The following is a 25,075-nucleotide window of genomic DNA, read 5'->3' on the forward strand; positions in this document are numbered from 1 at the left end:
GAAACAGCTAATTTTGGGCTAACGACGCTGGTTACGCAGCATCTCCGCCACCAGGAACGCCAGCTCCAGGGATTGCTGAGTGTTCAAACGCGGATCACACGCCGACTCATACCGCCCCGGCAGATCAACATCAGTGATGTCCTCTGCACCACCCAAGCACTCGGTGACGTTCTCACCGGTCAATTCGATATGAATACCACCGGGGTGGGTGCCCAACGCGCGGTGCACTTCAAAGAAGCCCTGCACCTCATCGATGACCTTGTCAAAGTGCCGCGTTTTGTAGCCATTGGAGGAGGTGTAGGTATTGCCGTGCATCGGGTCCGACTGCCAAATGACCTTGTGCCCAGCATTCTCTACAGCCTGGACGATGCCGGGAAGAACCTCACGAATCTTGTCATGACCCATGCGTGCCACGATGGTTACCCGGCCAGGTTCATTATTCGGATCGAGCTTTGCCACGTATGCCACAGCTTCCTCCGGTGTGATGGAAGGGCCGATCTTGATGCCTACGGGGTTCGCGATCAGCGCAGCGAAATTGACGTGGAAATCATCAATGCCACGGGTACGCTCCCCGATCCAAAGCTGGTGTGCGGACACGTCCCAGAGTTCTTCCTGGTTCTCATCCAGGCGCAGCATCGCGCGCTCGTAGTCCACCAGGAGAGCCTCATGGGAGGCAAAGATATCGGCGGCGCGCAGACCAGGGTCATCCACTCCACAGGCATCCATGAATCGCAGACCAGCCTCGATCTCCCGGGCCAGCGCTTCATAACGCGCACCGGCAGGAGAATTCTGCACGAACTCGCGGTTCCACTCGTGGAGACTGCGCAAATCAGCGGTACCAGAGCTGGTGAGCGCACGCACCAAGTTCATCGCGGCCGAAGAGTTAGCGTATGCACGGATCATGCGGGCCGGGTCGTGGCGACGCGCCTCCGGGGTAGCCTCCACCCCGTTGACGATGTCACCGCGATAATTCGGCAAGCCCGTAGCGTCGAGGTCAGAAGAGCGCGGCTTGGCGTACTGACCTGCAATACGGGCCATTTTGACTACCGGAGTCGAGGCACCGTAAGTCAGCACTACTGCCATCTGCAGCAGAGTCTTAACGTTAGCTCGGATGTGCTGCTCAGTGTTGCTCTCGAAGGTCTCGGCGCAGTCTCCACCCTGCAGCAGGAAAGCCTTGCCCAAGGCGACGTCAGCCAGCTGCTTCTTCAGGTTGCGGATTTCCTGTGGCACCACGATCGGCGGCACAGTCTCTAGGATGCGGCGCACCGCGGCTGATTGCCCTTCATCCCAGGTCGGCTGCTGATGCGCGTCACGCGCGATAACGTCACGGAAGCGCTCCTCCATTCCGGGCGGCAATGGTGGGAGGCTTGGTAGCTCGTTTACAGGGATATCAACAGTCCAACTCACACTCCACAAACTACCACGCTAGATGGGCGGAGCGAACTAGTTGACGCAGTTCTTGGCGTCGATAGGCAGCGCCTGCATACACACCTGGAACTTAGCTAGGTTGTGGCGTGCATCTACCAGCGCATCGTGATTGCCCTGCGGAATCGGCGGCAGCTTTGGATAACCGGCCATTTCCCAATACTGCTTGAGCTCCCGGGTGTAGCGCGGAATGGCCCGTGGCAAACCCGCCATGTCGCCCCATAGTTGGGCAAGCAACACGTGGTCATAGGCGCCGACCCACGCCCACAATTGGGGCTGGGTGCCTGTCGACGTCAAGAACTCATATACCTCTTGCCGAATGCGTTCCTCGGACTTCCACGCCGGATCGCTCGGATTGGGTAGTTGCGCAAGGACATTCGCCGCTACCCAGGCATTGGCCTTGGATGCGTCGAATTCCGTGGAGACGGCGTAGTACTCGCGGCCATCCTCAGCCACTATTGCGATGGAGACCAGCTCGATAGTCTGGCCGTCCTCGATGAATTCGGTGTCATAAAAATAGCGCACGCAGAGGCTTTCTAGTTGAGCGTCGGTTCTACCTCAACAATAGTCGGCGGTGTGCAGGCTCGGACTGTTGCCCCAGTATTGCTAGCAGCTGCTCGTAGACCGCCGGCGGCTTTACTGACCACCCCAGAACGGGGATCTTGGAAATGAGGTGGAAGGCTGCCCCACCGACCAAGCTGAAGACTACGCACATCCATACCCACACTGTGGCGTTGTGCAAGGGGTTTTGGGCACCGATTTCGAAGGGTAGGCCCCGGAACAGGAACGGGAAGCAGAACAACAGGGTCAGCCCGAAGCCGTGCCCGATGTACAGCACCAGAGTGTTACGCCCGAAAAACCGCAACACAGGAAATACTGCAGGCAACTTTGCAATAGCCACGGCGAGCAGCAGCGCCGCTGGCAGCGTCAGAACTCGCACGGGCAGTTTCACCAGCAGTTCCGCCTCATAGAATCCCAGCACGTGGTCAGACCACAGTGGCCAACCGACAAAGTCTACGGACCACTGGTGGATCCACAGTAGGTCGAGTTTGCGTGAGCCCGCGTAGGTGAGCGCCGTAAGCGCGAGGGCTAGCGGGTGGAACGCGTTCTTCGTGAAATATGAAATGGCCGGTTTGCAGCGGACACCAATCAGGAAGATCGGTAGGTACAACGCCACATGATTGACGATTACTGGGCGTTCCTCTATCAACAAGGCGCAAAGCGGAAGCACACTGAGGACAAACACCCACGGGGTAGCTAGCGCGCGTGTAGCCCAGGCAATTATGGTCACCACCACCAGGCAATACAAGAACCACATCAAGGTGGATCCTTCCAGGACAGTCTTAAAGACAATGTCCCAGGTGGGCTCGGGATCGGCAAGAAACTTGTGCCATTCCACGTACTTCAGCCACAGCTCGACGGGCGCCCAAATTGCGTAAGGGATGAGGATGAACCACACGCGTTTAAACAGCAGTTCCGCCAGCGTGAAGTGCAAAACCTTGGCAGCCAAGAAGCCACTGACTACAAAGAACAGTGGCATCCGCATCGGGTCCAGAAAGGCATTTACTTTGGCGGGCCAGCTTTCAAGCCCATTGGGCACTACTAGGGTCGCGTGCAGAAACAACACACCGAGGATTGAAAGTCCCCGAGCTGCGTCGGGCCAATCCAGGTATTCTTTCTCAACCTGCGCCGCCATATTGCCTTACTTGTTGCGATTAACTACTAGAAAACTGGAATCCCATAGGATTCTCCAGGGTTTTCCTAGGTTAACCCAAAGTAAAGTGCGGGGCCAAACTTAGAAACTACGCTCCGGGCATGGCTGCTGGCGGATATCCCCTGCCAGCTTCCAAGGATTTCTTCACGTCAGCTGCATAAACGTCGACATAGGTCTGGCCCGAAAGCTCCGCCAAGACGTGCATCACATGATCGGTGAGTTCGCGCTGCGTGCTGTATTCGTTCGCATCCAATCCGCGTTCCGCGGCGAACTGCATTGGATCTATCGGGGCACCAATGACAATGCCTACCCGCGTTGGTCGCGGTATCCACGAGCCGATGGGGTTTGCCTTTCGGGTTCCGAGCATCGCCACTGGAATGATCGGGGCCTTGGTGGCCATGGCAATACGCGCCATTCCCGTCTTGCCACGGTATAGGCGTCCATCTGGGGAGCGAGTTCCTTCCGGGTAGATGCAAAGGACGTCGCCACGCTTGATAACGGCCTCACCTGCATCCATAGCTGACTGCGCGGCGTCACCCGAGCTGCGGTCGATAGGAATCTGGCCGACGCTGGTAAAGAACCAACGCTGCAGTTTCCCCTTCACACCGGTTCCGGTGAAGTATTCCTTCTTAGCCGGAAACGTAATTTGCCTTGGGCACAGTAGCGGCAGGTAGAAAGAATCCATCACTGCCTGGTGGTTCGACACCAGTAATGCCCCGCCCGTTGCTGGGATGTTTTCCGCACCAATAATGGTCGGACGGTTGTAGACGCGCAAGAACGGGCCAACAAAGACGTTCTTAAACAGCCAGTACCACTTGTTGCGCATCTCGACTCTCCACCTCGGCCTTGAATTACTGAACTTTTCCAACCTTACCTTGGGCTGTGCCAGCTTTGCCCATTGTGCGCCCTGTGTCTGCTGCAATCCTTGCCATTCGGGCCGCACCGATGATGCCGGCATCGTTACCCAACTGCGCCAGCTTCACCTCAGGAAAAGGCCGGTGACCGGCTCCGACGATCTCCCGCTGCGCCTTCTCGACGGCCGTGGGCAGGAATACATCACCATCCGCAGACACACCACCCCCGAGGACAATCAGTTCGGGATCGAAGATATCGCTAGTCATGGCGAGAGTAACCCCGAGCCAGTGGGTGAAATCAGCCATTGCGGCCAGCGCTATGGGGTCTTCAGTGCGCGCTGCCGCAATCACAGATTCCCCGGTCCACGCTTGGTCTGAGGAGCCGTGCTGTGCGCTTAGCTCGATGGCCGTAGCAGCGAGCGCTGTCCCCGAGCAGTATCGCTCCAGGCAGCCACGCTTGCCACATGGGCATTCTCGGCCGTCGGGAACCACCGGAAGATGCCCAAGCTCCGGAGCGGTGCCAAATGCCCCGCGATATATTTCACCGCGGTGAACCAGCGCAGCCCCAATGCCGGTGCCAACGCTGACCAGCACCCAGGTCTCAGCATCGCGCGCTGCGCCGTAGGCCGCCTCCGCTATCGCTGCGGAGTTTGCGTCATGTTCCAACGCAACGGGCACAGGAAGCCGGGCAGCTAGTCGTTCTTGCAATGGCGCATCGCGCCACGGCAGATGGGGGGCGAAGCGCACCCTTTCGCGCCCTGCGGTGAGGAAACCAGCTACTGCGATTCCTATTCCAAGCACGTGGTACCGCTCGATGAAATCCATGCTCATATGAACGATCGAGTCTTCCATGCTGCGCTCAGTCCCGTAAGACTTCAGCTGCATACGTTCGACGATCGTGCCATCCGCAGTAACGGCGGCGGCCCGCAGGTTGGTACCGCCGATGTCAAACCCTAACGTGACGTGATCGAGTTGCTCAGACACTGCAGCCACCTCCCTCTTCCCTTGCCATACCAAGCAAACCCGTTAAGTATAGCGTGGGTGTTAAGGACGTAACACTTCCTGGAAACGCGCGCCCAGCTGCTCCCACGTCCAATTCTCCCGAACGTTTCGCAGACCGGCCTCCCCCATGGCTGCCCTCAAGGTCCCATCTGAAAGCAGTGTCAGCAGTTCGTGCTCTAGGCTTGCTAGGTTTCGGCCGTCAATGACTCGGCCGCTCTCAGGGGTGACGGTCTCCGGGGCGCCACCGGAATTCCCGGCGATAACTGCGCATCGTGCGGCCTGTGCCTCAAGATAAACGATGCCAAGGCCCTCAACGTCCAACCCCCAGCCTCGCGTCCGGGCTGGCATCGCGAATACGTCACTAATAGCTAGAGCGCACAAGCGTTCCTCATCCGAGACTCGTCCGGTAAACACCACGCCATTCCCAGCCATTTTCTTCAGCCGGGTGCAATAGCTGCCGTCCCCAACGATCAATAGTTGCGCTGCGGGAAAACGTTCACGAATCTTGGGCCACACTTTAATCAAGGCGTCTTGTCCTTTGCGCGGGACGAGCCGCGAGATGCAGCTGACCACTGGCCCGGATTCAAGGCCCCAGCGCTGCCGGAAAGCAGCTAAGGCCTCTGGGGCGGGACTGAGAAACGCGTCCGCTGCGACCCCCGAAGGCAGGTGCGCAAACCGGGTGCCGCGTCCAAAGGGCCGCGCTAATCGACGCCGGGTGTATTCCGAAATGTATGTCACCACATCACAGCGTTGGCCGATCACACCTAGGCACTGGCGCGCCACCGGGAGCATCGACCAACCGACTTCATGTCCATGAGTGGAAGCGACGATCTTTCGTGCTCCCGCGGCACGTGCCTGCCCAGCCATGAGAGCCAAGGGGGCAGCAGCGCCAAACCAGATAGTATCCACTTCATGTTCGCGAATGAGTCGTGCCATTTCCCGTGCAGTGGCAGGAGTCGGCAGCATCACTCGATGTGGCCACCGCACCACCGTATAGGGACTCTCCGCATCCCATGCCGCAGCGGCAAGTGCGTCCTGAGTAGAGGCGAAAACAATCACATCTCGGGGATCGAGCGTGGCGAGGAAATCGCGGACATAAGACTGAATCCCGCCTATGGTGGGCGGGAAATCATTAGTCACCAGGAGAACCTTCATCGGATGTAAGTCCTAATAGCGACGCGCTCCATAAAACGGCATGGAATCCATGTTCACAACCTGCAGCGGGATGCCGTAATCAGATGCGTGGACAATCTTTCCATCTCCCGCGTAGATGCCCACATGTGTGGCACCGGGATAGAAACCAACGACGTCGCCAGGCTGCAGCGCAGCCCGGTCAACAGGCGCGCCGCCAGCCATTTGAGCTTGAGAAGTACGCGGCAAAGACTTGCCCTGTTGTGCGTAGGACCAGACCACTAGGCCCGAGCAATCGAAGGTATCCGGGCCAGCTGCACCCCAACCATAGGGAGCGCCGATCTTCGTCATTGCTACCTCGAGGGCTTTCATCCCCTCAGCGTTAGTCGAGGTGATCCCAGCGAGACTGTGCTTGACGGGGCCATTCTTACGCTCCCACGCGGCACGCTCTGCCGGATTGAGCTCGTTGATCCGCTTCTCAATCTCCGCAATGCGACCCCGGAGCTCCTTGTCCTGCGCCTCCAGTTCGGACTTCTTATGGTTCAAATCGCTCACTTGGAACTCGGCTTCTGCCTCTAGCCGTGCGGCTTCGCCATGAAGCCTTCCGGCTTCTGCCGATTTTGCACGCTGTTCATCCAACGCGGCTTGTGCACGCCGAAGATAAGAGGAGATGTAAGCGGAACGGTCAATAGCATTCTGCGGGCCATCCGAATTGATGACGGTGGTGATTGGATCAATCAAAGCGCCACGGTATTTAGTGGCCGCCAGCTCGTCCACTACTCCCTTTGCCAGCAATTCTTCCTGCCGCGCTTGTTCCGCAGCTGCCGTCGCAGTCTTTGATTGTGCCCGCAGTTCACCAAGACGGTGTTCTTTGGCATCAACATCGGCCTGCAGCTGCTTGAATTCCTCGCTCTTTGTGGAGACTTGCTCAGAGGCAGCGTCTAGCGCCTTCACCAAGCTATCCATGTCATTAGCTTCGGGAACGCTCGGTGCGGTGGAGACGGCTGGATCAGCAAATGCTACTGGGGCCGCCAATGGAAGTAGTGCAGAGGATCCTGCAATTAGCGAAGCAAGTACCACTCCGCGAATCGACGAAGTTTTCACAGGTGAAATGACCTTTTCAGTAACAAGGAGGCACGGGAGAACCAGAGAGTCTTGCGCGTGCGAATTGCTTCTCAGAATACGTCATTAACGGCGCAATAACCAATAGCACATCCGTTGCGCGATTTGTCCCAAAACGACGATTGCCCAGCCCGAATAGCCGGGCTGGGCAAAGGAGTCAATGCAAAAACTAGAAGCGCACTGCGGAGTGGTACGGCATGTAGTCCAATGGAGACTCAGACAAAGGGGTGCCTTCGTTGAGAGCGTGAATAACGGTGCCATTTCCGGAGTAGATGCCAACGTGGGAAGCACCATCGTAGAACGCAACGATGTCGCCTGCCTGCAGCTGGTCACGAGAAACTGGGGTACCTTCTGCGGCCTGTGCGTAGGAGGTACGAGGGATGGACTTACCGACCTGGCTGTAAGCCCAGGAGGTAAGACCAGAGCAGTCAAAAGCGCTTGGGCCAGCGGCGCCGTAAACGTATGGGGAGCCGATCTTGGAGCGAGCGGCGTCAACAATAGCCTGGCCATTGTTTGACTGCGGTGCAGCGACGGCTGCGGCTGCTTCGTTCACGGAAGCGTAGCTCACGGTCTGCCCCTGGTTCTGCAGCGCAGGAACCCACTGATCAGCACCTGGCACATTGGCCAGGTTTGGAACGTTTTCAAGGCCAGGAACCTCGACGGTCATTCCGGTGTTTGGTACTGCTACCGGAACAGCGTTTGCAGGCTGCGCGAGGGATACAGCGGCGCCAACAGCTACCGCGGATGCTGCGGTGCGCTTAGCGATGGTCACGTTCGAACGGGTGTGCTTACCCATGAATATTCTCCAAATCTTCCAGTGAGCCGGCCGGGTTAGCTGACGGATTAGGAAACGGAAGCTTCCCCTCCCCACTCGATCCCCCATTAAGGACTCTCGCGGCGAGTACACCCCAGATAAAAGGTGGTTCCCCGACTCGGATGTAGCGGACTGAAAATTATTCCAGTTCCACAACGCCCGATTAGGCATTATTTCGGTTGTATTCCAGGTATCGCCCAAATGACATTTGGCGCGTCCCGTAATGTCTCGACAAGATTACGAAATTGCAACGACGGATGTCCAACGACGCACCGGCCTCACAGGCCGTTACAAGCTTGTTACAAACAGTGGAACTACTACAGACTCGCCATCAGCAGAAAGCTACCACTTTAAGTAAACCTGTCGAACAATAGGCATGCGCTGGGCAAATACTAAAGTTGCAAACCTGAAATTAGAGCACTTAGGGCCACGAAACCACCAGTTCCGTAGCCTTAAAAATTAACACTGTGGCCTTAGTCACACTGCAATCCTGTGAGTCACAGCCACACCAGCAGTCACAACCGCAACCGATCTTAATCCATGCGAATTTGGGTCACATCATCGACCCCAAGTTGCTGCCATTGGTGGGTCTAAAAATAGGGCAAAAAAGAACTGGCGCCTCTACCCCAACTTTCGGGGTAAAGACGCCAGCACTCTAAGTTGCGCAGTCAGGGTGGCCGTTAGCGGCCATTCTCCTCGTCTTCAGCGCGGGTGCGCTTCTGAAGCTCCTCAAACATACGAGCTTCTTCTTCATGGTTCTCGTGAGCACGCTTGTTCTTAAGTGCTACGAGATCCGCGTCATCAGACTTGAATGCAGAGCCATGGCTCAAGGAATCAGCGAATCCGAGTTCATTCATCTGCTTAGGCACCTTCGCGCCAGCGTAAGGCAATGGCACTGGATGACCATGTTCGTCCACTGGGCCCAGTGGCTGGTGCACCTCAATGAAGGCACCGTTGGACAGCTGGTGGATGACGCCGGTTTCGATACCGTGCTCCAGGACTTCGCGGTCAGAACGCTGCAGACCCAAGCAGATGCGGTAGGTCAGGAAGTAGGTGATCGGAGGCAGGATGATCAAGCCGATACGACCGACCCACGTCATCGCATTCAGCGAAATCTGGAAGTGGTAGGCGAACAGGTCGTTACCGCCAGACAGAGTCAGCAGGAAGTAGAACATGAGAGCCATCGCGCCGATAGCCGTACGCACAGGAACGTCGCGCGGACGCTGCAACAGGTTGTGGTGAGCATCGTCGCCGGTGATCTTCTTCTCGATCCATGGGTAGGCGAACAGCAGCACCACCAGAATGCCGAGCATGATAGCTACCCAGAACACTGCAGGGATGGTGTAGTTACCGAGGTAGAGCTCCCACGCTGGCATGACACGGGCCGCGCCGTCAGTCCACAGCATGTAGATATCAGGCTGGGAACCAGCGGAGACCTGTGCCGGGTTGTAAGGGCCGAGGTTCCAAATGGCGTTAATGGTGGTGACACCGGCCATCAGTGCAAGAACACCGAAAGTAAACAGACCGTAGGCTACAGACTTCACTGCGAACACTGGCAGGATTCGAACACCGACGACGTTGTTCTCCGCACGGCCAGGTCCAGGGAACTGGGTGTGCTTTTGGTACCACACGATTGCGAGGTGAGCCGCGATCAGCGCCAGGATAATGCCCGGGATCAACAGCACGTGCATGATGTAGAAACGGTCAAGCATGATTTCCGATGGGAAGTCACCGCCGAAGACTGCCCAGTGCATCCAGGTACCGATAATAGGCAGGGATACCACGATGGCAGACATGATTCGCAGGCCGACACCAGAAAGCAGGTCATCAGGCAGGGAGTAACCCATGAAGCCTTCAGCGACCGAGAGAATAAGCAGGATGCAGCCGATGATCCAGTTCGCTTCACGTGGGCGTCGGAAAGCACCGGTGAAGAAGATACGCATCATGTGAACCATGATGGACACTGCGAACATCAGTGCAGCCCAGTGGTGCATCTGGCGGATGAAGAGGCCGCCACGGACCTCGAAGGAGAGGTTCAGGGCGGTCTCGTAGGCACGAGACATTTCGACGCCGTTGAGCGGAGCGTATGCGCCGTCGTAGATCACCTTGGTGATCGATGGATCGAAGAACAGGGTCAGGTAGACACCGGTCAACAGCAGAATGATGAAGCTGTATAGCGCTACCTCACCCAGCATGAAGGACCAGTGGGTTGGGAATACCTTGTTGATCTGGGTACGAACCATCCCGGAGATGGTGTACCGAGAATCAACGTTATTACCGATTTCAGCTAGCTTGTTGCTCATGACTTACGCTCCCAGAATGCAGGGCCGACAGGCTCAACAAAGTTGCCTGCAGCGACGAGGTAGCCCTCTTCGTCCACGGTGATTGGCAGCTGTGGCAGTGCACGAGCCGCCGGACCGAACAGTGGCTTGCCATGACGCAGCGCGTCGAACTGCGACTGGTGGCAAGGGCAAAGAATACGGTTGGTCTGTGCTTCATAAAGGGAAGTCGGGCAACCAATGTGCGTACATATCTTGGAGTACGCGTAGTAATCGCCGTAGTGGAAATCTTCCTGGTTTTCGCGCTCGATCACACGCTCAGCATCGGCGCTGCGTAGACGGATCAGCATAACTGCGTTGCGTGGGCCGTGAATGGAGTGCATGTGCATCTCGTACACGTCCAGCATTGGGTCGTAGTTATCGCCGTCGTTGACATCTTCTTCGTAGAGCGGGAAGACGGTCTCCATTGCGGCAGCAGATAGATCCTCTGGGCGCATGCGTACCAGGCGGGTAACACCAGTGGTGCTGTAGTGCTCACCATGCTTTTCTGCAATTGCGGAGGTGTCTCGGCCGAGGTAGACCTTGGCGCCTTCATTAGCCTTAGTCCACCCGGAAGTCCACAGGGTGCCGTCACCGTTGTAGTCCAGTGGGCCTTCCTTTGGCTTCCATGGGTTCTTGATCATTCCACCGAGCGGGAAGATGATAGTCAGGCCAGCCAGAGCGGCTGCCGTACCAGCGATTCCCTTCAGCACCTTGCGGCGACCAAGAGTGGATGTATCCCAAGAATCGTTGAGCAGCGCAACCAGGGTTTGACGATCCACTTCCGCAGAAGGGCCGTCGTGGCGACGTTGCACGGAGATCTCTTCCGGAACGAACTTCTTCTGGTACAGGGTCAAGCCAAAGGCCAGGCTCAGGATGGACAGGCCCATCGTAGCGCCGAGCAGTGGTGTGTAGAGGCTGTACCAACCCAGACCTTCTTCACCGTGACCCTTGTACTCCCAAGGCCAGAAAATGTAGACGGCCATGAAGGCCAGTGCAAACACAGCCCCGAGAGCAAACCAAATGGTGACCGCGCGCTCTGCGCGCTTCTCAGCGGGATCGTTGGCATCTGGGAAACGCTCCTTACGGAACGCAACCGTGACATCGTCCAACTCGGTACCAAGACGAGCAAGTTCTTCATTGCTCATGCCGCTCAATTCCTTGGCGGTGTACTTCTTTGCTTCGTTATTACTCATGAGCGAGATCCAATCCACAGTGCAGCCGCGATCAGAGTCGCGATACCGACGAGCCACATCAGCATGCCTTCAGCAACTGGACCAATGCCGCCGAGGGCGTAGCCACCCGGGCTTGGGGTTTCTTTAGCATTCTTGATGTAGGCGATGATGTCCTTCTTCTCGTCCTCAGTCAGCTGACGGTCGGAGAACTTAGGCATGTTCTGTGGACCGGTGAGCATTGCCTGGTAGATCTCCTGCTCGTTGGCAGGGTCGAGGTAAGGAGCGTACTTACCGGAGGAGAGGGCACCGCCCTTGCCAGTGAAGTTGTGGCATGAGGCGCAGTTCAAACGGAACAGTTCGGAACCACGAGCAACGTCTGCCGGGTCGATCTGACCGTCGAAGTTCTTGCCACGAAGAGACTCCATAGCTACTGAGCCGTCTTCATTCTTCACGATCTCTGGGCCACCGCCATTGGCGTTGACATAGGCAGCGATAGCGAGAGTCTGGTGCTCGTTGTAGCGAGGGTTCTTACGGGCTGCTTGTGCTTCGTTACGAAGCATAGGCATACGGCCCGAGTGCACCTGGAAGTACACTGCGCCTTCACCGACGCCGATGAGCGATGGGCCGCGGCCTTCAACGCCCTGAAGGTTGACACCGTGGCAGGTGACACAAGCGACGTCGTAGAGATCCTTGCCCTCGGCAACGAGAGCCTTCTCATCGACATCGGCCGTGACAACCTGTGCGTCCGGGGTGAATGCGGAGGCGAGGAGGCCTGCGCTGGTAAGGCCGAATGTGAGCGCCGCGGCGCCGGCAACAGTCCGACGTACCTTTCGACGGCTCTTGGCCTTCTTAGCAGTGCTCGTTGCGTCTGCAACGATCTCCTGCTGCTGTGGGTTGGTTTCCATCATTTCCCTTAAAACTCGTATTCGGAAAGTGAAGGGCTGTAGGCCGAATGAAGCACTTTAGGTGAGTCCAAACGCTTCGGCCGCTACGGCCTACTGAATGAAGTAAATGGTGATAAAGAGGCCGATCCAGACAACGTCAACGAAGTGCCAGTAATAGGACACTGCCATTGCCGCGGTCGCCTGAGCCGGGGTGAATTTAGACTTCGCGATACGAAGCATCACGACGACGAATGCCAGCACACCTGCAAGCACGTGTGCGGCGTGGAAGCCAGTCGTAATGAAGAAGGCTGAACCATACACAGAACTCTGGATGGTCAAACCATGCTCCACGAGGTGGTAGTACTCATAAGCCTGGCCGAGAAGGAACACGGAACCCAAGAGAATGGTTACTGCGTACCAAAGGCGAAGCTTAAAGACGTCACCTCGCTCCGCTGCGAAGACGCCAGCCTGTGCCGTAAAAGAAGACGACACCAGAATGACGGTGATAGTCAATGCGTAAGGAACATTGAGGTGTCCAGTACCCCAGTCCCACGCTTCTCCCTGGCCGTTAGCGCGAGATACAAAGTACATCGCGAAAAGACCAGCAAAGAACATTAATTCCTGAGACAGGAACACAACCGTGCCGACACTGACCATGTTTGGTCGGTTCAATGCCACAACACGCTGTGGTGCTGCCATACCTGTATTTCCTACTGCGCTCGTCACGCGTTCTAGTATGCCGGTAATCGTCGCCTAAGTCACTTTGAACCCCCCGCTACACAGGGGAAATCCACCGAAAGTCGCAGGCCGTATCATCATCATTTTTCGGGGGAATTTTTTCTACCCCCATGGGAACTATCCCAGAATTTTTCCGACTCAAGCGTTTGTGCAGGTCAGTTGAAGTATTATCCGCACCACTCCCCCAAGCGGCAGGCCGTCTATTAATTTTATCCGAACCATCGGCAACTTTCACAGGATTCACCAATGTATTGCGGAGATTCATGTCACATTTACTGCGGGAACTTTATCCGAAAATTACAACTTTGGGTTGACCCCCACCCCACAGCCTGGGTCCGGGCCATCATGTAATCCCTGAGGGTCTGCGCAGGCCATGGACGTCGACAAGCAAGCCCTAACGCCATACAAAACAGCAGCAGGCTCACCGAAATGGCGAGCCTGCTGCTATAGGAATGACTAGCTTAGTGCTTTTCCTTTGGGATGCCGTACTGGAGGTTCAGCATGGTGCCGGACCAGATCAGCAGTACGGCGCCGAAGGCGATCAGCCAGTAGTGCATATACACGATGCCGAAGCCAAGCACAGCGATCGCGCCGGACATCACAGCTGGCCAGACGGAGCCAGGGCTGAAGAAGCCGAGCATACCGGTGCCATCCTCAACTTCTGCTTGCTCCCAGTCCTCAGGAAGCACGTCGAGACGACGCTCGGTGAAGTGGAAGTAACCACCCAGCATGAGGCATAGCCCAGTAGCCAGCACTAGGCCCGTGCCGCCAGCCCACTCCATGCCCTGCAAGTTACCGGCATCCGAAACGTGCATGGTTGAAACGATGTAAACAATGGTGACCACAACCAGAAATGCGGCCAGACCGTACATGATCTTTGCGGAAGACTTCATTTTTAGTCAGCTCCCTTACTTTGCTGTTTCATTGAGTTCGACAGCGTTGTCTGCATTACGACTGTCCAGACGACCGGAGACGAATGGAGCGGTGGAGGTCGCATATGGAGCCTCGCCGATAGCCTTCAGCGCTTCAGAGTTAGGCGCCTTAGGGTTCTGGTTACGGAATTCCATGTACTGCTTGAACTTGTCGGCCGAAACGACGCGGATCTCAAAGTTCATCATTGCATGGTAGGTACCACACATCTCGGCACAACGACCGACAAAGGCGCCTTCTTCTTCAATCTTTTCAACCTGGAAGGAACGCTGGGACTTGTTCATCTCTGGGTGTGGGTAAGCATCGCGCTTAAACAAGAACTCAGGAACCCAGAAGGAGTGCGCAACGTCAGCGGATGCCAAGTTGAACTCGATTGGGGTCTGGGATGGGAGAACCAATACTGGAACTTCATCGGTAGTACCCAGAGTTTCGATCTGGTTGAAGTGCAAGTAGGACACATCCGACTTGGACTTGCCGTGAATCGGGCCGCCAATGCCGTGCTCCTCCATGTAAGCCTCGTCGATCTCAGAGGCTTCAGCCTGGTCTTGACGGGCCTGATCTGTGCCCACATATTCAGCTCCGGTTGGAGAGAAGGCTGGGGAAACCTTGGAGTAACCGAACTTCCAGTTCCACTGGTAAGCCGTCACATCCACGGTGACCTCTGGCTCCTTGTCCAGGGCTGTGACCTTGTCCTGAGTCTGAACAGTGAAGAAGAACAGGGCCATGACGATGAGGATCGGCATGATGGTCAGGACCAGTTCCAACGGCACGTTGTACTGCAACTGCTTAGGGAATTCATCCTTACCAGCCTTCTTAGCCCGCTTCGCGGAGAATGCTGGGATCGAGTAGAGCATCAGAGCCCACATAATGATGCCGATGATCCAGGCAGTCACCCAAGTCCAGACCCAGAAGTTACCCATTGCAGTTGCTTCCGGGGTAATACCTTTCGGCCAACCCATGCGCAGGGCATCAAAGAGACCGTTTTCTGGCGGCGCTACATCACAACCAGCAAGTGCGAGGCTTCCCGCGCCAATTACGCCGGTGAGCAGCGCTTTACGGTGAAAGCCGCGCTTGTTTCGCTGTTTCACGTGTGTCTACCTTCCTGTTCCACACAAACCAAAGGACACTAAGTTCCCATTCCTAACTGTGCAGAATATCGCACTTTGCAGGGAATTCCATGCCGATAGGCGCCGTGGGGTTAACCGCATTAGCTACTACCAGGCTTTCAAGAGAGAGGAGTGCTGCAATTTCGGGCCATTTTGCAGGTACAACTCATCACATTTGTAACCTAACTCACAGACTTTCCCGCCCTCAACGGGGGCTTACTTATGGTTGATATCAAGACGTTAGTGTAAAACTGACGCATTCCACCGCAGCGCTGCTGCCCGTTTTCTGGCGCAAGCCCGTACAGTTGCAGTGTTGATAGCTGTCCTTTCACTTTAGACAGCACATAGATTCAGAATCGAAAGGGTTAAGTAGACGTATGTGTGGCCTTCTCGGCATGCTGACCGCTCACAGCAACGCGCAGGAATTCGACGGCGCGATCCGCCATGCTCTCCCATGCATGCGACACCGTGGACCCGACGACGCTGGCACGTGGCATGACAATGACGCAGTCTTCGGCTTCAACCGACTTTCGATCATTGACATCGCGCACTCTCACCAGCCACTGCAATGGGGTCCGGAAAACCAGCCGGATCGCTACGCAATGACCTTTAACGGTGAGATCTACAACTATGTTGAGCTCCGCGCCGAGCTGCAAGAGTTGGGTTATACCTTCAACACTGAGGGTGACGGCGAACCAATCGTCGTAGGCTTCCATCACTGGGGCACCGACGTAGTTAAACACCTGCGTGGCATGTTCGGGATTGCAATTTGGGACAGTCAGGAAAAGCGACTCTTCCTAGCGCGTGACCAGTTTGGCATCAAGCCGCTGTACTTTACTTCGACCGCTGCCGGTACCGTATTCGCTTCCGAAAAGAAGTGCATTCTAGACATGGCACAAGCTATCGGTTTAAGCAACGATCTAGACAAGCGCGCGATTGAGCACTACGTGGATTTGCAGTACGTGCCAGAACCTGAATCGCTACATGCAGACATTCGACGCCTCGAATCCGGTTGTTTCGCCGTCGTTAAGCCTGGTGGCGAGGTTGAGGCACAACGCTATTTTGAGCCGAAGTTTGAAACACGCCCTGTAAGCAATGAGCAAGATTTGTTCGACCGGATCGCTAAGGCGCTCGAGGATTCCGTCGAGAAGCATATGCGTGCTGATGTTACCGTCGGCTCTTTCCTCTCCGGCGGCATCGATTCCACGGCCATCGCCGCGCTCGCCAAGCGTCACAATCCGAACCTGTTAACCTTCACCACTGGTTTTGAACGCGAGGGCTACTCCGAGGTCGATGTTGCAGCCGAGTCCGCCGCGGCTATCGACGCCGAGCACATCGTCAAGGTGGTCTCCCCTGAGGAATACGCCGCCGCAGTTCCCAAGATCATGTGGTACCTCGATGACCCTGTGGCCGATCCTTCCTTAGTTCCGCTGTACTTCGTTGCCGCCGAGGCCCGCAAGCATGTGAAGGTGGTTCTCTCTGGCGAGGGGGCCGATGAGCTCTTCGGCGGCTACACGATTTACAAAGAGCCGCTGTCCTTAGCTCCTTTCGAAAAGGTCCCGGCACCGCTACGTCGTGGCCTTGGTATGTTGGGCAACTCGCTTCCCGACGGCATCAAGGGCAAATCCCTGTTGCAGCGTGGCTCCATGACCATGGAAGAGCGCTACTACGGCAATGCCCGCTCCTTCAACTTTGAGCAGCTGCAGCGGGTTCTCCCCTGGGCTCGCGAAGAGTGGGACCACAAGGACGTTACTGCCCCGATCTACGCCAAATCTCGAGACATGGACCCGGTGGCCCGCATGCAGCACTTGGATCTGTTCACCTGGATGCGCGGTGACATTCTGGTCAAGGCGGACAAGATCACCATGGCGAACTCCCTCGAGTTGCGCGTGCCTTTCCTAGACAAGGTGGTCTTTGACGTCGCGGAGTCTATTCCTTATGACATGAAGATCTCCCACGGCACCACCAAGTACGCCCTACGCCGTGCGATGGAGGGTATCGTGCCGGATCATGTGCTGCACCGCAAGAAGCTCGGCTTCCCGGTGCCCATGCGTCACTGGCTCGCTGGTGATGAACTCTTCGGGTGGGCCCAGGACACCATCAATGAGTCCCAAACGGAGCACATCTTTAACAAGAAGGCTGTGCTCGAGATGCTGAATGAGCATCGCGCAGGCGTATCCGACCATTCCCGTCGCCTTTGGACTGTCCTTGCCTTCATGATCTGGCACGGTATTTTCATGGAGCGCCGCATCGATCCACAGATCGAAGAAAAGGACTACCCGATCCATCTCTAGAAACGGCGAATCCCCCTAGCCAGCCGCGCGGAGTTGAAGATAACCGCTCAGCTGGCTAGGGGGATTTAGCGATTCCTATTAGTTGAAGGAATCACCACAAGCGCAGGAGCCCGACGCATTCGGGTTGTCGATGGTGAAGCCCTGAGCTTCGATCGTGTCGGCGAAGTCAATGCGAGCGCCAGAAAGGTACGGTGCGCTCATCTTGTCCACCACGAGTCGGACGCCACCGATGACATCGGTTTTGTCACCGTCGAGCTCACGGTCATCGAAGTAGAGCTGGTAGCGCAGGCCAGCGCAGCCGCCGGGCTGAACAGCGATGCGCAGAGCTAGGTCCTCGCGCCCTTCCTGCTCAAGTAGGGCTTTTGCCTTAACTGCAGCTGCGTCGGTGAGGATGACACCGGTGCTGGTTTCTGGGGCAGTCATATTGCTTCTCCTTGAAGATCTCGTACTCTGTGCCACTACCGTACTCTGTTTTGGGCATCATTGAGGTAATGCTGAGGTAGAGCTGGCGCTGTGGCTCTTAGTGTATTCAACGTCGGCCGGTGCTACTTTGTTTCCATTTCACCCAGTTTCCTTGTTGCCAGTGCTCTCGCGGTACTCTTATGGCGTGACTACACCGAATGATTCTGCGGAAAACAACCTACCTAAGGGCTACACCCCGAAGAAGGGGCGACCGACCCCAAAGCGCGACGAGGTCGAGCGGGCGCGCGGTGTCCGTCGTGGTGGCTCTACCAAGATTCAGACACCCCAAGAGCGCAAAGCCCATGAAAAGGCGCTCAAGGAGTCAATGACCAAGGCAGAGTGGAAAGACTACAAGCGCAAGCAACGCGAAGAGCGTTCAGCTGAGTCCAGGCGGATCCAAGCAGCCATGGATCGCGGCGATGAGAAGTACCTGCAGCCTCGAGATCAGGGAGCAGTGCGCGGTTTTGTACGCGATTGGGTCGATTCGCGGCGCTTCTTCATGCAACTCGTGATGCCTGTCGCCCTGGTTTTGTTGGTGATCCTGTTCATTGGCCAGTCCTACCCGGAAATCGCGGCGGGCGCCTCAATGGTGTCAATGGTCATAATAACCATCTTCTTCATCGAAGGCATCATCACCGGCATCCGTGTAAACAAGGCCGTCCGCCAAAAGTTCCCCGATTCTTCCGAGCACGGCCTCGGCCTCGGCTTTTATGCCTGTTCTCGAGCCTCCCAGCTCCGCAAACTGCGTACTCCAAAGCCGCGAGTGGACGTCGGACAAAGCGTTTAGCCCATGTTGACGCTAGTTCTCGGTGGGGCACGCAGCGGCAAGTCCGCATGGGCAGAGGCGCTCTTCCCCACCGACGCGCAGGTGTGTTATATCGCAACCGCGCGCCCCTATCCTGGCGATACTGACTTCGCGGCGCGGATCAAGGAACACCAGGATCGCCGTCCGGCGCACTGGGTCACCGAGGATGAGCTGGAGCTTTGCCAGGCGCTCCAGGCTGGGCATGAGCATGTGCTTATCGACGACCTCGGCACCTGGCTCACACACCGAATTGATGCGGCCACGGCATGGGAATTGCCACGAGGGACAGTGACTCCGGACGTCGACAAGCTCCTTGGCGTACTCACGGAAACACAAAACAACGTCGTGGTCGTTACCCCGGAGGTTGGTCTCGGTGTGATCCCGGAAACCGCAGCTGGCCGACTCTTCCGGGATGAGTTGGGGCGACTGAACGCCCGTGTTGCCGAATTGGCTGACAAAGTAGTGCTCGTGGTAGCTGGTATCCCGCTAACCTTGAAATCTGACTCTTAACGAATCCCTCTGAAGGAGACCTCATGGTACCTGCTGAAATCTTTGACCGCGTGCAAACGCCGAGCGCACAGGCCCGGGAGGAAGCCACGGAGTTTCAGACGCAGCTGACCAAACCAGTTGGTTCCTTGGGGCGACTTGAGGAGATCGGGGTGTTCCTCTCCGCTTGCCAGGGGCAGGTACCACCCCGCCCGATCAATCGGGCTCGCATTGTTGTGTTCGCCGGCGACCACGGGGTGGCGCAGCATGGTGTCTCTGCCTTCCCTTCGGAAGTTTCTCTGCAAATGGCCGCAAACATCCGCGCTGGGGGCGCGGCGATTTCTGTGCTGGCGGAATCTGCCGGGGCAAGCGTCCGCGTCGCCGATATTTCCTTGGATCACGAGGCCTGGGGTGAAGAACGCGTTTCCCGTTCTTGCGGCGCAATCCACTTAGAAGATGCGATGACCGCGGAGCAGGTGATTCGAGCATTGCAGATCGGCAAGCAGATCGCCGACCAGGAGGTCGATGGTGGCGCTGACCTGCTCATGGCAGGCGATCTCGGCATCGGCAACACCACCCCGGCAGCTGCGCTGATCGGTGTGGCCACTCGCAGCGAACCTGTGGCTGTTGTCGGCCGCGGTACCGGTATCGATGACGAGGGGTGGAAGCGGAAGGTATCCGTTGTTCGTGACGCTATGTTCCGGGTGCGAAACTTCCGCAACGATCCGATCCGGGTGTTGCAAGCTATCTCCTCCCCCGATCTTGCCGCGATGGCTGGGTTCCTCGCCCAAGCCTCGATTCGGCGTACACCGGTGATCCTAGATGGTGTGGTGGTTACTTCAGCGGCACTCTGGGCCACGAGGCTCGCACCTGGAGCCCGCAACTGGTGGCTGGCGGGTCACCAGTCTGCCGAACCGGCCCACAAGTTTGCCTTGCAGAACCTTGAGCTAGAGCCGCTGCTGGAATACAACATGCGTTTGGGTGAAGGTTCGGGCGCGATGACGGCGCTGCCGCTAGTCAAAGCCGCCGCTGACATCATGGCAAATATGGCCACCTTTGCTGCTGCCGGCGTATCTGAAGCGCACTAGCCATGTCAGGCAAGGCGGGGCACTCCGGCGACGGCAACCATGGCAATGCGCTAGTGGAGGGCATTGGCACGGCGCTGAGCTGGTTGACGATCTTCCCTGCCCGGGGCGCGCAGACCTTTGATCGCACCACCGGCGCCCGCGCCATGGCTGCGATTCCTGTAGCTGGCCTCGCCCTCGGCAGTGCCGTGGCAGTTCCAACTGCCATTGCCTTGAGTTTTTCCGCTCCTGCACTGCTCATAGCCGCGCTCACAATAGTTGGTTGGGAGCTCGGCTCCCGCATGATGCATATCGACGGGCTTGCTGATGTCGGAGATGCGCTGGGTTCCTATGCTCCGCCAGAACGCGCACAGGAAATCCTCGGCGACCGCTACACCGGGGCCCTGGGGATGGGGGCAGTGCTGCTCACGCTGCTAACGCAGCTCGCGGGACTTTCCGCAATCTTCTCCATATATGGCACGCGCGGCGCACTGCTGAGTGCCATAGTGCCAGCAATCGGACGGGCCGCGAGCCTGATTGGCTGCCATTGCGCCTATCAGCCGTTTTCCAGCACAGGTTTCGGCAGTCTCATCATCGGCACTGTACGCACGGGCTGGATCGCAGGATGGCTCTTCGGCCTAGCTACGCTCGGCACCCTCGCGATGTGGCTGATTAGTCGCCACATTCTGCTGGGGCCAACATTAGCTGTGCTCACTGCAGCGCTAGGAGCGCATATACTGCTGCGCCACTGTAACCGCCGGTTTCAAGGCCTCAACGGCGATTGCATTGGAGCCGCTATCGAGGTAGCCGTCGCAATCGCCGTCGTAACGCTGGCCTTGACCTTTTAGGCAGTGACCAAAGTGTGCAACCAGCCGTGCCGGTCCTCGACAGTGCCGCGCTGAATGCCGGTCAAAGTCTCGCGCAGCTTCATAGTCAGCTCGCCAGTCTCCGCATTGTTCACGGTGAAGTCACCCGAGGTAGAACGCACGGTGCCCACCGGAGTGATCACCGCTGCAGTGCCACATGCAAAAGCCTCAGACATAGCACCCGAGGTGGCATCTGCTCGCCATTCCTCGGTGGAGATCAGCTTCTCTTCAGTTCGCATACCAAGATCCTGCGCCACCTGCAGCAGGGAATCACGGGTGATGCCGGGCAACAACGAGCCGCTCAACTGCGGAGTCACTAGGGTGACCTCTTCGCCATCGCGATAAATGAACCCCAAGTTCATGCCTCCCATTTCTTCAATGTAGGAGTGCTCGATAGCATCCAGCCACACCACCTGGTCACACCCCTTTTCTTGGGCTTGTGCCTGCGCCAGCAGAGAGGCTGCATAGTTGCCGGCAAACTTGGCGGCACCGGTGCCGCCTGGGGCAGCACGGACGTAGTCCTCACAGAGCCACACACTGACGGGCTTGATTCCGCCGGAGAAGTAAGCACCCGCTGGGGACGCGATAACGATGAACTTGTATGCGCCTGCTGGGTGGACACCCAGGCTGACTTCGGTGGAGATCATAAACGGGCGCAAGTAGAGGGCTTCTTCACCGCCTGCTGCTGGCACCCACGCTTGGTCTGCGTCCACGAGCAGTCGGATCGCCTCGAGGAAGTCCGCGACGGGCAGTTCTGGCATCGCCAGTCTGCGTGCCGAGTCCTGCATACGCTTGGCGTTAGCTTCGGGCCGGAAGGTCGCAATTTCGCCGTTTGGCTGGCGGTACGCCTTCAGGCCCTCGAAGATGGCCTGGCCGTAGTGGAACACTGTGGTCGCCGGGTCCATCGGCAGCGAACCATAAGGGAGCACGGCAGCATTGTGCCAGCCTTCAGATTCGTTCCAGTCGATCGTCACCATGTGGTCGGTGAAGGTCTTACCGAAGCCTGGGTTCGCCAGAACTTCGTCGATTTTTTCCTGCGGGGTTGGGTTCGGATTCTTTGTGATCTCAAAGTTCAAAGGGCTCATGGAACCAACTTAACGCAACTTTGAGACGTACATCGCATTTTTTAATCTGTTGCGCTCCCAGTCACCACTTTTGGGGCATCACGTACTGTGTGGAGGAATGGTTTAATTCGCGCGAATGAAGGAGACACCTCACATGCCAAAGCAGCTCTCATTACCCGCCACGGGCGCCATGCCTAAGCTGAGCATTTCCGCCAAACTGCCAAAGAAGACCGAGGCGGTTCTGATCCCGATTTTTAGTGGTGAGTCAGGAGCTGAGATCGCAGCCACTGGCGTGTTCAAGGAAAAGACCGAGGTAGCAATCCTCGAGGCACTAACGGCTCTCGGGGCGAGCGGCAAATCGCAGGAGATCACCAAGCTCACCGGCCTGGATGATTCGGTTCCAGTGATCGTCACCGTGGGACTTGGGGACTCGGAGGACTTCGATGCGGAACAGCTGCGTCGATGCGCGGGCGTGGCAAGCCGGGCGCTCAAGGGCTTCGGCAAGGTTGCCTCGACGCTCGGCACGTTTGGGCTTGCCGACGCCGTTATTGGCTCCGCCCTCGGCGCTTATTCTTTCCGTGGCCAGAAAACCAGCAAACAGGATAAAAGCGCCGCACCGGTTGGCGAGCTTGTTTTCATCTCCGACAAGAAGGCCGAGTTCAAGGACGCGGTAATCCTTGTTGAATCTGTGGCACTGGCCCGGGACTTGGTCAACACCGCTTCCTCGCATCTTTACCCACAGGCCTACGCAGACATCATTGCGGGCATGGCCGCTGATTTGGGGATTGCAGCCGAGATTCTCAACGAAAAGGACCTGGCCAAGAACAAGTTTGGCGGAATTCTGGCCGTCGGCAATGGCTCGGCACGTAAACCTAGGCTGCTACGACTGCGCTACGAGGCTAAAAAGTCTGCTCCAACCGTCGCGCTCGTGGGTAAGGGAATCACCTTTGACACCGGCGGAATCTCCCTGAAACCAGGCGCGAAGATGGACGACATGATCTCAGACATGGGCGGTTCTGCGGCCGCAATCGCAGCGACGATCGCCGCTGCCCGGCTGGGTATTAAGGTCAATGTCACTGCCACCATTCCGATGGCGGAAAACATGCCCGACGGCGAATCCTACCGCCCCGGCGATGTAGTCACCCATTACGGCGGAAAGACCTCCGAAATCCTCAACACCGATGCGGAAGGTCGCCTCGTGCTTGCCGACGCGATGGCGCGCGCCGCTGAGGACAAACCAGACTACCTCATGGACATGGCCACGCTCACTGGCGCTCAACTCGTCGCCCTCGGTGCCCGCACCACCGGTGTGATGGGAACAGAGCAATTCCGCGATCGCGTCGCTGAACTGGGCCGAGAGGTCGGTGAACCAGCTTGGGCGATGCCTCTGATTGAGGAGCTCGCAGATGAAATGAAATCCGATGTTGCCGACTTACGTAACATCGGCAAAACCCGCTTCGGCGGAATGATGCAAGCTGGCTACTTCCTATCCCAGTTCGTACCTGAAGATGTGCAGTGGGTTCACCTGGACATCGCCGGACCGGCTTACAATACGGCAGGCGCCTACGGCTACATCCCAACTCGAGGCACGGGCGCGCCTGTGCGAACCATTGTTGCTGTGCTCCAGGAGCTTGCCTCCTAAGAGTGTGGATCGCGCTGAATCGCCATCCTCGACTGCCACGACAGCCCCGTGGGAAGCAGTAGTCGAGGATGGTTTTTCCTAGCTATCCCCCGAAACAGCCACGATCCGCCAGTCTCCGTGCAGCTAATTGCCAAAGACCACCACCTATACGCCACACTCCACAACGGGAACCGGTACTCTACTAGGTATCAACATCGTTCTATAGACCCAATTGTTTGAGGAGTCCTACACAATGGCGTTTTCTGTCGAGATGCCCGAGCTCGGTGAGTCAGTAACCGAGGGTACGATTACCCGCTGGCTGAAGCAGGTTGGCGACACCGTCACCGCTGATGAGCCTTTGTTGGAGGTGTCCACGGACAAGGTCGACACCGAGATCCCAGCACCTGCGTCCGGTGTACTGACGAAGGTCCTGTTTGAAGAGGATGACACCGTCGATGTCGGCGAAGTCATCGCTGAAATCGGCGAGGAAGGCGAAGCCGCCGGACCTTCCGATGCCGCGCCCGCCGAAGAAGCTGCGCCAGCACAGGAAGCAGCCCCAGCCGAGGAAGCTGCTCCTGCTGCAGGTTCCGGTGACACCACCGACGTGAAGATGCCTGAACTAGGCGAATCCGTCACTGAAGGCACCATTACCCGCTGGCTCAAGTCCGTCGGCGACACCGTCGCTGTCGACGAGCCACTCCTCGAGGTCTCCACCGACAAGGTCGACACCGAGGTGCCTTCCCCAGTAGCCGGCACCATCGTAGAGATCCTTTTCCAGGAAGACGACACCGTCGATGTCGGCGAAATCATCGTCCGCATCGGCGACGGCTCCGCACCAGCAGCCAAGCCAGCCGAGAAGCAGGAGACCCCTTCCGAGGCCGAAACCAAGGAAGCTGAAACCAAGGAAGAAAATGCCACCGTTGCGGAGGCTGCTCCTGCTGCAGGTTCCGGTGACACCACCGACGTGAAGATGCCTGAACTAGGCGAATCCGTCACTGAAGGCACCATTACCCGCTGGCTCAAGTCCGTCGGCGACACCGTCGCTGTCGACGAGCCACTCCTCGAGGTCTCCACCGACAAGGTCGACACCGAGGTGCCTTCCCCAGTAGCCGGCACCATCGTAGAGATCCTTTTCCAGGAAGACGACACCGTCGATGTCGGCGAAATCATCGTCCGCATCGGCGACGGCTCCGCACCAGC

The 25,075-nt window shown here is 57.4% G+C and carries 23 protein-coding genes and 1 riboswitch; of the genes, 7 read left to right on the top strand and 16 right to left on the bottom strand.

What is annotated here, in order from left to right; translation table 11 throughout:
* Nucleotides 1-18 precede the first annotated feature (18 nt).
* From WG936_RS10475 to ctaC, 14 genes are all read right to left on the bottom strand, one after another.
* The gene (locus WG936_RS10475) at nucleotides 19-1,407 is read right to left on the bottom strand and encodes a class II 3-deoxy-7-phosphoheptulonate synthase (protein WP_339565189.1); all 1,389 of its coding nucleotides are present in this window, start codon (nucleotides 1,405-1,407) and stop codon (nucleotides 19-21) included.
* A 36-nt stretch (nucleotides 1,408-1,443) separates the two neighbouring features.
* Nucleotides 1,444-1,950 carry a polyadenylate-specific 3'-exoribonuclease AS gene (locus WG936_RS10480; RefSeq protein WP_339565190.1) on the bottom strand — a complete coding sequence of 169 codons (507 nt, stop codon included), beginning with the start codon at nucleotides 1,948-1,950 and terminating at the stop codon, nucleotides 1,444-1,446.
* A 28-nt stretch (nucleotides 1,951-1,978) separates the two neighbouring features.
* Complete coding sequence (locus WG936_RS10485; protein ID WP_339572884.1) at nucleotides 1,979-3,121, bottom strand: acyltransferase family protein; 1,143 nt, start codon at nucleotides 3,119-3,121, stop codon at nucleotides 1,979-1,981.
* Nucleotides 3,122-3,227: 106 nt separating this feature from the next.
* Entirely contained in the window at nucleotides 3,228-3,965 is a 738-nt protein-coding gene (locus WG936_RS10490) for a lysophospholipid acyltransferase family protein (protein ID WP_339572885.1), read from the bottom strand.
* Between the two features lie 25 nt (nucleotides 3,966-3,990).
* Nucleotides 3,991-4,977, bottom strand: coding sequence for an ROK family protein (locus WG936_RS10495; RefSeq protein ID WP_339565193.1), 987 nt, complete (start codon nucleotides 4,975-4,977; stop codon nucleotides 3,991-3,993).
* Between the two features lie 60 nt (nucleotides 4,978-5,037).
* On the bottom strand, nucleotides 5,038-6,150 hold the full coding sequence (locus WG936_RS10500; protein WP_339565194.1) for a glycosyltransferase family 4 protein: 1,113 nt from the start codon (nucleotides 6,148-6,150) through the stop codon (nucleotides 5,038-5,040).
* A gap of 12 nt (nucleotides 6,151-6,162) precedes the next feature.
* Complete coding sequence (locus tag WG936_RS10505; protein ID WP_339565195.1) at nucleotides 6,163-7,230, bottom strand: C40 family peptidase; 1,068 nt, start codon at nucleotides 7,228-7,230, stop codon at nucleotides 6,163-6,165.
* A 187-nt stretch (nucleotides 7,231-7,417) separates the two neighbouring features.
* A complete protein-coding gene (locus WG936_RS10510) occupies nucleotides 7,418-8,044 on the bottom strand; it encodes a C40 family peptidase (RefSeq protein ID WP_339565196.1) in 627 nt (208 codons plus the stop codon).
* 10 nt (nucleotides 8,045-8,054) lie between these two features.
* A riboswitch (cyclic di-AMP (ydaO/yuaA leader) is annotated at nucleotides 8,055-8,202 on the bottom strand.
* Between the two features lie 540 nt (nucleotides 8,203-8,742).
* Nucleotides 8,743-10,365, bottom strand: coding sequence for a cytochrome bc1 complex cytochrome b subunit (qcrB, locus tag WG936_RS10515; RefSeq protein WP_339572886.1), 1,623 nt, complete (start codon nucleotides 10,363-10,365; stop codon nucleotides 8,743-8,745).
* Nucleotides 10,362-11,576: a cytochrome bc1 complex Rieske iron-sulfur subunit gene (gene qcrA, locus WG936_RS10520; protein WP_339572887.1), complete on the bottom strand. Its 1,215-nt coding sequence runs from the start codon at nucleotides 11,574-11,576 to the stop codon at nucleotides 10,362-10,364. The genes qcrB and qcrA overlap by 4 nt, the downstream gene beginning before the upstream one ends.
* Complete coding sequence (gene qcrC, locus WG936_RS10525) at nucleotides 11,573-12,463, bottom strand: cytochrome bc1 complex diheme cytochrome c subunit (RefSeq protein ID WP_339565199.1); 891 nt, start codon at nucleotides 12,461-12,463, stop codon at nucleotides 11,573-11,575. The genes qcrA and qcrC overlap by 4 nt, the downstream gene beginning before the upstream one ends.
* A gap of 87 nt (nucleotides 12,464-12,550) precedes the next feature.
* Nucleotides 12,551-13,165, bottom strand: a complete 615-nt coding sequence (ctaE, locus tag WG936_RS10530) for an aa3-type cytochrome oxidase subunit III (RefSeq protein ID WP_339565200.1) — start codon at nucleotides 13,163-13,165, stop codon at nucleotides 12,551-12,553.
* A gap of 473 nt (nucleotides 13,166-13,638) precedes the next feature.
* Nucleotides 13,639-14,070, bottom strand: a complete 432-nt coding sequence (ctaF, locus tag WG936_RS10535; protein WP_339565201.1) for an aa3-type cytochrome oxidase subunit IV — start codon at nucleotides 14,068-14,070, stop codon at nucleotides 13,639-13,641.
* Between the two features lie 15 nt (nucleotides 14,071-14,085).
* Nucleotides 14,086-15,195 carry an aa3-type cytochrome oxidase subunit II gene (gene ctaC / locus WG936_RS10540; protein ID WP_339565202.1) on the bottom strand — a complete coding sequence of 370 codons (1,110 nt, stop codon included), beginning with the start codon at nucleotides 15,193-15,195 and terminating at the stop codon, nucleotides 14,086-14,088.
* Nucleotides 15,196-15,590: 395 nt separating this feature from the next.
* On the opposite strand from ctaC, the gene asnB reads away from it, so the two are divergent.
* Nucleotides 15,591-17,507, top strand: coding sequence for an asparagine synthase (glutamine-hydrolyzing) (gene asnB / locus WG936_RS10545; protein ID WP_339572888.1), 1,917 nt, complete (start codon nucleotides 15,591-15,593; stop codon nucleotides 17,505-17,507).
* Nucleotides 17,508-17,585: 78 nt separating this feature from the next.
* Here the strand turns inward: asnB and WG936_RS10550 are convergent, their stop codons facing one another.
* Nucleotides 17,586-17,930 (bottom strand): HesB/IscA family protein, encoded by a 345-nt coding sequence (locus tag WG936_RS10550; protein ID WP_339565204.1) that lies wholly within the window; start codon nucleotides 17,928-17,930, stop codon nucleotides 17,586-17,588.
* A gap of 184 nt (nucleotides 17,931-18,114) precedes the next feature.
* Between WG936_RS10550 and WG936_RS10555 the strand changes: the two genes are divergently transcribed.
* The 4 genes from WG936_RS10555 to WG936_RS10570 are packed head-to-tail and all read left to right on the top strand — an operon-like array spanning nucleotide 18,115 to nucleotide 21,172.
* Entirely contained in the window at nucleotides 18,115-18,756 is a 642-nt protein-coding gene (locus WG936_RS10555; protein WP_339565205.1) for a DUF3043 domain-containing protein, read from the top strand.
* A 3-nt stretch (nucleotides 18,757-18,759) separates the two neighbouring features.
* On the top strand, nucleotides 18,760-19,284 hold the full coding sequence (cobU, locus tag WG936_RS10560) for a bifunctional adenosylcobinamide kinase/adenosylcobinamide-phosphate guanylyltransferase (RefSeq protein WP_339565206.1): 525 nt from the start codon (nucleotides 18,760-18,762) through the stop codon (nucleotides 19,282-19,284).
* A gap of 23 nt (nucleotides 19,285-19,307) precedes the next feature.
* Nucleotides 19,308-20,348 carry a nicotinate-nucleotide--dimethylbenzimidazole phosphoribosyltransferase gene (gene cobT / locus WG936_RS10565; RefSeq protein ID WP_339565207.1) on the top strand — a complete coding sequence of 347 codons (1,041 nt, stop codon included), beginning with the start codon at nucleotides 19,308-19,310 and terminating at the stop codon, nucleotides 20,346-20,348.
* Between the two features lie 2 nt (nucleotides 20,349-20,350).
* Nucleotides 20,351-21,172, top strand: a complete 822-nt coding sequence (locus WG936_RS10570; protein ID WP_339565208.1) for an adenosylcobinamide-GDP ribazoletransferase — start codon at nucleotides 20,351-20,353, stop codon at nucleotides 21,170-21,172.
* Here the strand turns inward: WG936_RS10570 and WG936_RS10575 are convergent.
* Nucleotides 21,169-22,275 carry a branched-chain amino acid aminotransferase gene (locus WG936_RS10575; RefSeq protein WP_339565209.1) on the bottom strand — a complete coding sequence of 369 codons (1,107 nt, stop codon included), beginning with the start codon at nucleotides 22,273-22,275 and terminating at the stop codon, nucleotides 21,169-21,171. The genes WG936_RS10570 and WG936_RS10575 overlap by 4 nt on opposite strands.
* Before the next feature lie 133 nt (nucleotides 22,276-22,408).
* On the opposite strand from WG936_RS10575, the gene WG936_RS10580 reads away from it, so the two are divergent.
* The gene (locus tag WG936_RS10580; protein ID WP_339565210.1) at nucleotides 22,409-23,896 is read left to right on the top strand and encodes a leucyl aminopeptidase; all 1,488 of its coding nucleotides are present in this window, start codon (nucleotides 22,409-22,411) and stop codon (nucleotides 23,894-23,896) included.
* Between the two features lie 232 nt (nucleotides 23,897-24,128).
* Nucleotides 24,129-25,075, top strand: a 947-nt coding sequence (locus WG936_RS10585) for a biotin/lipoyl-containing protein (RefSeq protein ID WP_339572889.1), incomplete at its 3' end; no start/stop codon positions are given.

The sequence above is a fragment of the Corynebacterium sp. H127 genome (genome assembly GCF_037482665.1).
In the GTDB taxonomy this organism is placed as follows: domain Bacteria; phylum Actinomycetota; class Actinomycetes; order Mycobacteriales; family Mycobacteriaceae; genus Corynebacterium.

What these genes read in the sequence shown, in the direction of transcription:
- WG936_RS10485 (WP_339572884.1), bottom strand. Translation starts at nt 3,121, where the DNA reads ATGGCGGCGCAGGTTGAGAAAGAATACCTGGATTGGCCCGACGCAGCT.
- WG936_RS10490 (WP_339572885.1), bottom strand. Translation starts at nt 3,965, where the DNA reads ATGCGCAACAAGTGGTACTGGCTGTTTAAGAACGTCTTTGTTGGCCCG.
- WG936_RS10500 (WP_339565194.1), bottom strand. Translation starts at nt 6,150, where the DNA reads ATGAAGGTTCTCCTGGTGACTAATGATTTCCCGCCCACCATAGGCGGG.
- WG936_RS10510 (WP_339565196.1), bottom strand. Translation starts at nt 8,044, where the DNA reads ATGGGTAAGCACACCCGTTCGAACGTGACCATCGCTAAGCGCACCGCA.
- qcrB (WP_339572886.1), bottom strand. Translation starts at nt 10,365, where the DNA reads ATGAGCAACAAGCTAGCTGAAATCGGTAATAACGTTGATTCTCGGTAC.
- qcrA (WP_339572887.1), bottom strand. Translation starts at nt 11,576, where the DNA reads ATGAGTAATAACGAAGCAAAGAAGTACACCGCCAAGGAATTGAGCGGC.
- qcrC (WP_339565199.1), bottom strand. Translation starts at nt 12,463, where the DNA reads ATGATGGAAACCAACCCACAGCAGCAGGAGATCGTTGCAGACGCAACG.
- ctaF (WP_339565201.1), bottom strand. Translation starts at nt 14,070, where the DNA reads ATGAAGTCTTCCGCAAAGATCATGTACGGTCTGGCCGCATTTCTGGTT.
- asnB (WP_339572888.1), top strand. Translation starts at nt 15,591, where the DNA reads ATGTGTGGCCTTCTCGGCATGCTGACCGCTCACAGCAACGCGCAGGAA.
- WG936_RS10550 (WP_339565204.1), bottom strand. Translation starts at nt 17,930, where the DNA reads ATGACTGCCCCAGAAACCAGCACCGGTGTCATCCTCACCGACGCAGCT.
- cobU (WP_339565206.1), top strand. Translation starts at nt 18,760, where the DNA reads ATGTTGACGCTAGTTCTCGGTGGGGCACGCAGCGGCAAGTCCGCATGG.
- cobT (WP_339565207.1), top strand. Translation starts at nt 19,308, where the DNA reads ATGGTACCTGCTGAAATCTTTGACCGCGTGCAAACGCCGAGCGCACAG.
- WG936_RS10570 (WP_339565208.1), top strand. Translation starts at nt 20,351, where the DNA reads ATGTCAGGCAAGGCGGGGCACTCCGGCGACGGCAACCATGGCAATGCG.
- WG936_RS10575 (WP_339565209.1), bottom strand. Translation starts at nt 22,275, where the DNA reads ATGAGCCCTTTGAACTTTGAGATCACAAAGAATCCGAACCCAACCCCG.
- WG936_RS10580 (WP_339565210.1), top strand. Translation starts at nt 22,409, where the DNA reads ATGCCAAAGCAGCTCTCATTACCCGCCACGGGCGCCATGCCTAAGCTG.